General features: G+C 53.6%; 8 protein-coding genes and 1 pseudogene. 6 read left to right on the top strand and 3 right to left on the bottom strand.

Annotation, left to right across the window (positions count from 1 at the left end):
* Positions 1 to 461: 461 nt before the first annotated feature.
* A pseudogene (locus C442_RS23000) lies at positions 462 to 1,765 on the top strand (SOSS complex subunit B family protein); the annotation flags it as partial.
* 747 nt (positions 1,766 to 2,512) lie between these two features.
* On the opposite strand, the gene C442_RS21195 reads toward C442_RS23000, so the two are convergent.
* Together C442_RS21195 and C442_RS19550 are read right to left on the bottom strand one after the other, a co-directional pair.
* On the bottom strand, positions 2,513 to 2,884 hold the full coding sequence (locus C442_RS21195; RefSeq protein ID WP_008313532.1) for a type II toxin-antitoxin system PemK/MazF family toxin: 372 nt from the start codon (positions 2,882 to 2,884) through the stop codon (positions 2,513 to 2,515).
* A complete protein-coding gene (locus C442_RS19550; protein ID WP_008313530.1) occupies positions 2,881 to 3,903 on the bottom strand; it encodes a hypothetical protein in 1,023 nt (340 codons plus the stop codon). Before C442_RS19550 ends, C442_RS21195 begins: the two co-directional genes overlap by 4 nt.
* A gap of 574 nt (positions 3,904 to 4,477) precedes the next feature.
* Between C442_RS19550 and C442_RS21900 the strand changes: the two genes are divergently transcribed.
* Entirely contained in the window at positions 4,478 to 4,630 is a 153-nt protein-coding gene (locus C442_RS21900) for a hypothetical protein (RefSeq protein WP_023842963.1), read from the top strand.
* 9 nt (positions 4,631 to 4,639) lie between these two features.
* Here C442_RS21900 and C442_RS19545 read toward each other — a convergent pair whose 3' ends face one another.
* Entirely contained in the window at positions 4,640 to 5,005 is a 366-nt protein-coding gene (locus tag C442_RS19545) for a hypothetical protein (protein WP_008313528.1), read from the bottom strand.
* A gap of 491 nt (positions 5,006 to 5,496) precedes the next feature.
* Between C442_RS19545 and C442_RS19540 the strand changes: the two genes are divergently transcribed.
* The 4 genes from C442_RS19540 (at position 5,497) to C442_RS21190 (ending at position 9,631) form a co-directional block, all read left to right on the top strand.
* Positions 5,497 to 5,856, top strand: a complete 360-nt coding sequence (locus tag C442_RS19540; protein WP_008313527.1) for a hypothetical protein — start codon at positions 5,497 to 5,499, stop codon at positions 5,854 to 5,856.
* 225 nt (positions 5,857 to 6,081) lie between these two features.
* Positions 6,082 to 6,471: a hypothetical protein gene (locus C442_RS21670; RefSeq protein ID WP_008313525.1), complete on the top strand. Its 390-nt coding sequence runs from the start codon at positions 6,082 to 6,084 to the stop codon at positions 6,469 to 6,471.
* A gap of 2 nt (positions 6,472 to 6,473) precedes the next feature.
* The gene (locus C442_RS19530; RefSeq protein ID WP_008313524.1) at positions 6,474 to 8,681 is read left to right on the top strand and encodes a Kelch repeat-containing protein; all 2,208 of its coding nucleotides are present in this window, start codon (positions 6,474 to 6,476) and stop codon (positions 8,679 to 8,681) included.
* A gap of 56 nt (positions 8,682 to 8,737) precedes the next feature.
* Positions 8,738 to 9,631, top strand: a complete 894-nt coding sequence (locus C442_RS21190) for a PQQ-binding-like beta-propeller repeat protein (RefSeq protein WP_080504349.1) — start codon at positions 8,738 to 8,740, stop codon at positions 9,629 to 9,631.
* Positions 9,632 to 9,694 lie beyond the last annotated feature (63 nt).

The following is a 9,694-nucleotide window of genomic DNA, read 5'->3' as shown; positions in this document are numbered from 1 at the left end:
CCGCACACGATGGGACCGCCCGCCGGGGTGTCAACCACCTACGTCCTTTATATACTATTTTCCCTCGAAGCGCGAAACATAAGACGACACTTAGAAACCACTCAGACGCCCGAATATTGCACTTGAAACAATCCAAATAGTCCGGTAGCTTTAAGTAGTCTGCACCCATGCCTTTACGTACGGAAAGACACGACGCACGCGGCGCTGGCAGGGCAGTTTCACGCCGCAGAAATCGGGTNTAAGTAGTCTGCACCCATGCCTTTACGTACGGAAAGACACGACGCACGCGGCGCTGGCAGGGCAGTTTCACGCCGCAGAAATCGGGTGTAGTAGCACCCGACAAGTGTCTTTCCGAAGCGAGTTGAAAGACAATGTACGCTAGCAATTCCAGCGGTAAGAAAGCATCGGCAAGCAACAAGACGGTTTCCCTTTCGGCCCATGTCGAGGGTGGCCCCGAACAGCTTCTAGNTAGCAATTCCAGCGGTAAGAAAGCATCGGCAAGCAACAAGACGGTTTCCCTTTCGGCCCATGTCGAGGGTGGCCCCGAACAGCTTCTAGAGGCGGTCGCAGAGACGGAGAACGGCGACGAACTCGATTTCAGAATGAATCGGGGTAGCGATAGCCGTGGCAACTTCTACGCCCGGCAGGAGGAGGCATACGACTGGACCCGCTCGACCGAGGTNAACTCGATTTCAGAATGAATCGGGGTAGCGATAGCCGTGGCAACTTCTACGCCCGGCAGGAGGAGGCATACGACTGGACCCGCTCGACCGAGGTTGGTCCGGACCGGCGGTTTGGCGAAACGCTAGAACAGCAAGAGGAACGTCACGGCCGCGAAGCCGAGCAAGCCCGACACTCTGAGGTCGCACGCGCCCATGTCGACGGTGCCGACCGCGAAGCCTCGGCTCGCCAGCTCACCGACGCGGAAACCGAACGCGCTGATGGGTTCCGCTCCCCGGCTGACCCCCGGCAGTGGATGGACCGCGACACGCTGGCGCGAGTCAACCAGCAAGCCGCGACGCTGGCAGACAAAACCAGTCTGTCACGAGCGGCAGCAGGCCGCCGACTCGCGGCCCTTGTGTCCGGGCAGATGGGCGACTGTAACAGCCTGTATGAGGCTTCCTTCACCGTCTTGGACGAGGCTCAGAACGAACTGCAAGTACCCACGCCCATCGACGAGGTGAGTCCCTACGGCTACGAGTGTACGGTCGAGGGNGAACTGCAAGTACCCACGCCCATCGACGAGGTGAGTCCCTACGGCTACGAGTGTACGGTCGAGGGCGAAGTCACGCACATCATCGAGGAACCCGACGCTCGGAACCAGTACCAAGTCCTCTACATCGAGGACGACGAGGGAACGAGTGCGAAGGTCACGGTCTGGGGCAAGTCCATGCACGGCGGCGAGATGGTGCGCACCTTGCATGAAGGCGACAGAGTTCGTATTTCGGGGGGCAAGCCCGACGAGTACAACGGTATCAAGACGGTGGCAGTCACGAGCGACACGCTCATGTGTGTCATCGAGCGTGGCGACGGTCCCGCGCCCACCGGACACGGAAGTAGTATGTTCGGCTCCTCGGGTGAGAGCCCGGCGGTGGCGTCGTGGGAGGCCGAGTCAGACACCCATCAGTGGGCCAACGAGCGGGACACTGACCACGCGGTCGCCGTGACGCTCGGGAAGGCCCGCTGTCCAGAGTGTTCGGACCTGTTCGACACTGAGCATGGGGCCGCCACCCATCAGGGCATGGTCCACTCCAAAGCAGACTAACGCCCGATAGCGAGGGCGTCCCCCACTGAGCGGGGGGCTTCCTCGGGCGGTGCGACGGTGCTCGCGCACGCGGCCTCGCCGCCGCCTCCGGCACAGCGGGCGGCGGCGAGACAACCGCGCGCACGGACTGGCACGCCACCGCACCAGCGCGTCAACGTGGGTCAGTCTGGTGGGGGCTGTGAGAGAGCCGATGTTCTGGTATGTGCGTGGACGTGGGCCAGCAGGCCCGGGTGAGACTGAGCTTGGGTGGCTGGTGGGTCGCGACAGCGCGCGACGCCACCGACAGACTCGCGATGCTCGTCTGTCGAGCCCTCGTTCGCTGTCGCTCACGAGGACGACGGAACGCTCCGCTCGGCGCTATCGCGCGCCTCGCGGCGGTCCATCGTGCCTGCGGTAGCGGGCGCGATCCCGGCCTGCCGCCGGGAGGTGGACGAGAACCGATCTTTCGCTAGTCCGTCTGCAGCGTGTGGCCCTTACTGGAGTCAAGTATCTGAGATAGCGGCGGGAAGAGCATCTCATAGAATAGTTCTCAGGTCTATCTGTCCGAGTATTGTCAAAGTTGCGTGCAAGATCAAGGCTCACAGCCAGCACAAGATGGAAGCAAACGCAAACAGTTGATTGGTGAAGTATATTCGCGGCGATCAGTCAAGAAAGAGTAAATACTGCTCCAATTGGCTTCTATTTCCAAACTACTACGAAAACATCGAAGACCTCTATCGGGAGAATATCTACCGATTGGTGATATAGCTAAATTCGGAACAGACGTTCAAGTTTTTCTTGGACCTCTTCCATCTTCTGCGGCGGAACTTTTCCGAGACGCCACGAATCCGAATCATCGCCCTCCGGTCTCACTCGCCCCTCAAATGATACAGTGGTTATCAAATTCAGAATAGCTACTGAGTCACTGTCTAGCCCATCAATTGTTCCAGGAAGTCTGACTTCACGAGAGAAGCTCTGTTTGTCACGCGATGAAACTGGGGCAACGACCACTGCCCTGTCATCGGAATTCGTATATTGGACTACAACTGCTGGATGAGGGTCCTCAAATTCGCCCGGCTCGGAGTCTTCAGAAGGTGTAAAATCAACGTGAATGAGGTCCCCGTATTCTGGGAAACTCAATTGCTAATCACCTCTGCACCCATTTCGGAGACGCGTTTAACCATTTCCTCATCTAGCGACTGCTCGTCATCCTCTCCGTTTCCCCCCGACTCTAGTTTCTCCATATCCTCTATTTCTGGGTCCAATCCTACTGACTCTCTCCTCTCTGCCAGAGAGTTGAGCTCGGCTTTCCATGAGCCGTTCCGGTATTTTTTCGCATTCGTCTCAACCTTGGGACGAAGCTCATCAACATTCTCTCCCCTCATCGTCTCAAGAGAGATTTCTTGGCCCACGAAGTCCCAGACTGTATTATAGAACTTCCGAATAGCATTATTAATAAAGGCTTGCTGGCTCGATGATAGCTCCTCTTCTGCGTCAGCTTCTGAAATAATACTGGTCAGCAACTTCCGGTATTCTTCAAGCGGCTCTAGAGTGTGTTCCAAGGAGTCAAGCTTCGCTATTTCCTCACTCACCGGAAGGAACTTCTTGTCCAGTTCATAATAGAACTCTGTCGAGTTCTGATGCCAATCTTTCCCGCCCCCAATTGCATCAAGTGTTTGTTGGAGGCGTGCGCTGGCCTTATATAAATCAGTAAATCGAGTGGCATACTCATCTTTTGGCGCATACTCATCGTAGAAGTCTACCAAGTAGACTTTCGTCTCCTCTGTAGTCACGATTCTATCAAATTCGTCGTCAAGTTCTCTCAGAAAATAGTACGCAAATCCTTCTGTCGAAAGATGGTCTTTGCTCGGCAGTCTACTTTCCTCTAAGTGTGCGATGTCATCTCCCGGCTGTGGACCTAACGCTACTCCGGTGTCTGTGGTAACATCCTCAGGGGCAGGACCGTATTTGAACCAGCCGAAAGTTAGCCCCAAGTCGCGGTCCTCGTTAACAATATACTGGAGCTTGTTCAGACGGATCTTATCGAGATAGATTTCGTCTTCAGTAAATCGCCCCTCCTGTTTACCGAGATAGAGTGCATACTGGATTCCCTCTTTTATATCCAAAAGAAGGGATTCCTCGTCTCCGGGGGTGAGCATATGTCTACACCTTAGCACCGAATCACTTTATCTCTTTCATCGTATTTCTTAGCCGGATATGGATGCTTCAGGGTCTCCAATCCATATTATTCTCTTTGTATAATGGCTCGGCGGTTGGCAGGTATCAACATCAGATAGCCGCACATCAGGTGAAGTTATATATTGAGTACGGGGTGTGCCTACTAGTGGATACTGAATTTCGGGGTTCGACAGGCTTCTATTTCCGACGCTATCTGTTGCTGTATAGAAACTCTATATCTTGCACTGGCTTTCATACACTCTCTATCCCAATACTTCCTCAGCCAGGGTGCGCCAAAGTAAATCGGCTGTGCATATTTCTATGACCCTCTCTCGAAAAGTACGCGACAAGCTCAGACCCGACCATGTGGTTGTGCTCGGAATCAGCGACGAGCGTGGGGATGCCAACCTGCTCTAACCCACATTAATCGGTTTGACCCCGCTCGTGTTGGTTAGCTGTTTTCTGGGCCCGGTGTCCCGGACAGTACTTGATTCAATTTTGTGTGGCCGCAAGCGGGTGGCGGCCAGACAGGGCCGCCGGGAGGTGATTTCTCAAATGGGAGACGTCCAGTGTCCACGCTGTGAGGAAGTCTTCAATACCCGGTACAACCCCGTGCGGTTTCGCGCCGGGTCCTTCTACGACCCAGAGCGCGATGAAGAGTACGAGCAGGTCTGTGAGGACTGCCATCGAGAACTGACAGACAAGTAAATCAGTCGTCTACTCCCCAATTTTTTCTGGTACTGGATCGGGTATCGTTCCGAGTTCCATCTTCAAGAGGCGTTCTGCTTCATCAGTGTGAGTATCCTCTTCGATCAGGAAAGCTTCGACGGTTTCCCGATCACTGTGATACTGGATTGCTGTCTCGTATCCATACCGGGTGTTTACGCCTGGTGCTGAGCCGTGCTTGACACGCACCAGAAACTCGCGATCCTCCCATGTTTTGATTTTCACGGACCGCGGTGCGTCGAGTTCTTGCCGGGCGATGTCGATCACTTCGTCGACGACCGGCCCGATCGTTTCGATGCTCGGAATCTGACGCTGGTCGGATGGCTGTTGCTCTGGAGAAAGGTGTGGCTGTGACATGAGAACGGTGCGATTCAGACTTGACCGTCATCGGTCAAAAAGCTCCGGGTCGGGGTGGCTCCAGCTGGCACACGTCGAGGTCCTGATTCCACGGAGTGCCGGATAGATCGCAAGCGTGGGTCTGCCAGCCCGGGTGCAACTGGGCTGGATGGCTGGTGGGGCGTCCCAGCGCGCGACGCCACTGACAGACTCGCGATGCTCGTCTGTCGTGTCCTCGTTCGCTGGTGCTCACTCGGACGACGGAGCGTTGCGCTCGGCGCGGTCGCGCGCCTCACGCCGGTCCAATCGTGCCTGCAGTGGCGGGCGCGATCCCCGTCGCGCCTACAAACCTACCAGACGCGTTAGCTGATTTCGCCCGTGTCACACAACCTACTCTGGCCCATCTTACGTAAGCTGGTCAAGTGAGGACTACCATCTTATTCACACTTTCTCGTATTTTATTAATCCAGATACAATAAATTTAACACAGGATAGTATAGATTACTGATTGAATGCACGATAATGAGAGGGAGCCGGTGACTGCTAACCGTAGATCAGTCCTTCAATATGCTGGGCTTATGGGTGGCATCGGAATAGCGTCATCCGGAGTTACAGCCAAGAAGAACTCGAACGGTGGTTCTGCTTCGACATCCGATAATAAAAATCAACTTGGCGATTTCGAGGATGGGCTAGATAGGTGGAAAACAAATGGTGGAAATGAACTTCAACAGATTACTGAGGACGACTTCCCGGCTGGGGTTGTGAGTGGAAATCACGGGCTCGCTGTCGGGGTGAATGGCGACTCGTTCCCCATGATCGAGAATAAGAAGCGAGTGAAAAACGCTGAGCTGGAAAAGCATCGGTACCTGTAGACCCATGTCCTCGCGCTGGCCGAAAACACGGACTCAAATCTGCAGTTTCGGTTCCGCCTACATTACACCGCTTCAGGGAAGAAAAAGAGCCCCGGGAGTGGAAAGAAAAAACAGCGAACGAATGGCAAGAATCGCAAAGGGACATCCAAAAACGACGGCGGCAACGTTGAAGAATCGGATCTGAAAGAGGTACCACAACTTCGACCGCGGAAGATACAGTGGGACATGACAGATCTCCCGGCCGAAACTCTCCAAACCGCTAAGCGACTCGAAATCGTGTGGTATCTCGAAGATCACGAGCCAAAAGGCGGCCATCGGGGCCGGACAAAAGGTGACTTTGATTACCAGGGTGTGGTTGTCTTCGATGACATTCGACTTAGCGATGCGCCACCACTGGATGAAACGCAACGACAACACCGCAAAAAACAAGATCTAAACCGCGAACATGGGATGATTGTGGATCGTGTGTTTGCGGAGCGGTCTGCAACATACGAACGTGGCACAGTCGTCTACGCTGATGGGACAGAAATTCCCTACGAGTTTGAGGTATTTGACGATGGCACGTACCGTTACACCATAGACGGGGAAACCTTCGAGTTTGGAGGGGGTGTGTGACGATGGTCCAGACGGCTTCATCAATCATTTTCGCGACCGGGAGCTACTCGGGCGACGACGGAAACACACGTGTGCAGATATTCGATCTGCCAGATGGTGAGGAAAGTGGGTCTTGGAAAAGTAGCGACAACAGCTCCGAGTTGAATGAAGCACTCGTCAATGTCGATGCTGCAAGCGGCGGGCTAATCGACGGCACACTGTACGTTGTGGGCGGCGAAAAGGGACTGGGTGGAACTGTCGCCGACACCCAGGCGTACAATATCGCGGCTAACGAGTGGGAGTACCGGGCACCGATGGCGACAGGCGTAAACGGTGCCGCTGATGCGGTATTCGGTGGCCGACTGTACATTTTCGGAGGCAAGAGCCAGAACGGATCGGTTTCATCTGTCCAAGTTTACGACCCCGAAGATGACATGTGGTATGAGGGCCCGTCATTCCCTGTCGAAGGTGGGACCGTGATGTCAGCTGTCGCCGTGACCAACCGTGATTCGGAACAAAACGGCATCTATGTCTTCGGTGGTGGGTCGAATAACAACCAGACCTGGCAGTATACTCCTAGTAATGAGCCAGGGGAAGGATCGTGGGAGACGGGTCTTGCACCGATACCTGCCTCACGGACGGAAGGTGGGTCTGCTGTCGTCGGCCGCTACGTTTACTTGCCTGCTGGTGCGCGCAATGGCAATGAATCTAGTCGCGTTGTTGATCGCTACAATGTCGACACAGATAGCTGGGATCAAGAACCCCAGAAGACACCCTACTCCGTGGGACGGAGTGCTCATATCGTCTCTGATGGTGAGTCAGTCTACATCCTCGGCGGTGGGCCAACCTTTACTGGCAAGGAAGATGCTGTCTATCGTACTGAAGATGATGAGTGGGAACGCCTTTCTGGAATGAAGCATGGAGGCGCTGATTCAGCTGTCGTTTCGCCGATTTTCCCCGGTGACAGCGGCGATGACGATGATAGTGGAACAACAGAGATCAGTGCTTCTGCAACGACACTGCAATTCATTCCAGGTAAGAGCGAAAATCCATCGGAAGGTGGGAATCCGCTTGATAGCGGGCTAATGCAAGTCTTTGAAGAAGGTTCTACAGTTGCAGTGAACAATGATATTTATGACAGCTTTGATATGCCCAGTAATATTGGGAAGATCGCTCTTGGACCGGTCTTCGATAACTGGATAGGTGGGGATATGACGGATGCGCTACCGACAGATCTTGAAGAGGCCCGCAGTAAAAAGCGGGGGAAGTACAGAGACGACGTTGATAGATTATCCGAATTTAATCAATATAGATTTGAAAATGGCATCCGAATTTCGTTTGAGTCGTCTGACGGCAAAAAAATAGACAAAGAAACAATAGAAATAGAATTTAGTGAAAGTGGACCGGACGGGAAGGACTCAAAGATTTCCCGCGGTAAACAAGAAAATTCGAAAACGGTACTGCACGACAGCGATCTAAATGGTATTCCATACGAAGAGTGGTACGGAACAAACGATACACCTTCGAACCGGCAGCGGCGGTACTACGAATACGATACAGAAGTCAAATTCGAGGGTGTGGAAGGCGTTCGAGTAATGACGATCTGGGGCGGTTACGCCGGCTTCATGCAGGACATCTCTAATCGGGTTTCCGATAACCCTGCAGCGTTCTTCAATACCGTCTGGGAGTGGGGTCTCCCAAATGGTATTGCAAAGGAACTCGGTTTGTTGGCTTCACCTGACAAAGTCCAGGCTCTTACTGATTTCCTCACAGTGGTGCCAAATACGTTCACATTCATTGACTTGGTGGTGCTCGCTGATGGTCGGCGCTATCTACGAGTTTGGGACTCAAGCACATATCCCTCGTTGGCGGTCTATGCAGATGGTGAACAACGAGAACTAGAGAAGATGCCATACAAACCCCGGGAGCTTCTGAATACCCAAATGGCGTTGTTTCAGCTCCATGCATCAGCCGACACAACTCCGTATCAGATCCCTCAGGGCATGTACAAGGCGATAATCGAGAATGAAAGCGTGGGACTGAGAACTGGGGACGAGATTCCTCCCGCGTATCGGGAGGTACTGAACGACACCAGACTCACTCGTCCGGTTCCAAAATACACTCTGAAAATTGGCACTTGTGGGAACGAAACAGAGGACCCAGACAATCATCCATTCGGATCAATCGAAGATATCCCACTTCCACTTACTGATGAGCTAGACGCAAACTAGAAACCCCTACAGAATCACTTCATCTACGAGTGTACTGATCACAATAAGATACACACATGGCATATACTCGACGTAAGGTTTTGACGATAATCGCTGGCGGTATAGCTGGAAGTGCCGGCTGTTACGCCTCCACCCAAGGCCGAAATCAAGGTGTTGAGACCGAGCGTGTGCCTGAGCCACAGCGGCTTCGGTGGCGGTACAAAGCTGATCACCGCGTCGACACGTCAGTATGTATTAGCCACGGGCAACTCTATGCTGGGAGCGAGGACAGCTATCTCTATTCATTAAATCCGGCTGACGGTTCGCTCAACTGGAAATTTGAGACCGGAGCCCCAATTTGGTCGAGTCCGCACGTGAACGCAGACACTATTTATTTCGGCAGTCGTGATAACAATCTCTACGCGATCACTCCTGATGGGACGGAGCGGTGGCAGTTCAAAACCGGTGGCGATATCAACAGCAGTCCAACAACTGTTGGTGGCACACTGTACGTGGGTAGTGGAGACGGTCATGTCTACGCACTTAATGCCGAATCAGGAGACGAAATTTGGGCGTATCTAACCCGTGACCGTGTCGGTGCAGGTCCAACTGTCCACGACGATGTTGTCTACGTGGGGAGTGGAGACAATTCGCTGTATGCGCTTGATGCCACGACAGGCGAGTATTTGTGGGACTTTCCCACTGACGACAGCATCTGGAGAGTCCCTGCCGTCGACAGTGACCGGGTTTTCGTCGGGTCAATGGACGGTACCCTATATGCAATTAACCGTCATAATGGCAGTTTGCTCTGGTCTCTGGAAACAGGTGATAGCATAAGTTCATCGCCGACCATCTGGGGGGACTCTCTATATTTTGGAAACAATCTCGGATATTTTTACGCTGTTGAGACCGCGACGGGCACGGTCCAATGGAAGATTAACGAGGACTCAGTACTTCACAAAGCCGGTTAGTTGAGAGGTCTGCTTGCTGAAGGTGTGTCCAATACCAAGCAAGCAGACGGTGAAATCCACGAG

This window comes from Haloarcula amylolytica JCM 13557 (genome assembly GCF_000336615.1).
Lineage (GTDB): Archaea > Halobacteriota > Halobacteria > Halobacteriales > Haloarculaceae > Haloarcula > Haloarcula amylolytica.
The sequence above is the reverse complement of the archived record's forward strand: the minus strand, read 5'-3'. Positions and strand labels throughout refer to the sequence as shown.

What these genes read in the sequence shown, in the direction of transcription:
- C442_RS19550 (WP_008313530.1), bottom strand. Translation starts at nt 3,903, where the DNA reads ATGCTCACCCCCGGAGACGAGGAATCCCTTCTTTTGGATATAAAAGAG.
- C442_RS21670 (WP_008313525.1), top strand. Translation starts at nt 6,082, where the DNA reads ATGACAGATCTCCCGGCCGAAACTCTCCAAACCGCTAAGCGACTCGAA.
- C442_RS19540 (WP_008313527.1), top strand. Translation starts at nt 5,497, where the DNA reads ATGCACGATAATGAGAGGGAGCCGGTGACTGCTAACCGTAGATCAGTC.
- C442_RS21190 (WP_080504349.1), top strand. Translation starts at nt 8,738, where the DNA reads ATGGCATATACTCGACGTAAGGTTTTGACGATAATCGCTGGCGGTATA.
- C442_RS19530 (WP_008313524.1), top strand. Translation starts at nt 6,474, where the DNA reads ATGGTCCAGACGGCTTCATCAATCATTTTCGCGACCGGGAGCTACTCG.
- C442_RS21900 (WP_023842963.1), top strand. Translation starts at nt 4,478, where the DNA reads ATGGGAGACGTCCAGTGTCCACGCTGTGAGGAAGTCTTCAATACCCGG.
- C442_RS19545 (WP_008313528.1), bottom strand. Translation starts at nt 5,005, where the DNA reads ATGTCACAGCCACACCTTTCTCCAGAGCAACAGCCATCCGACCAGCGT.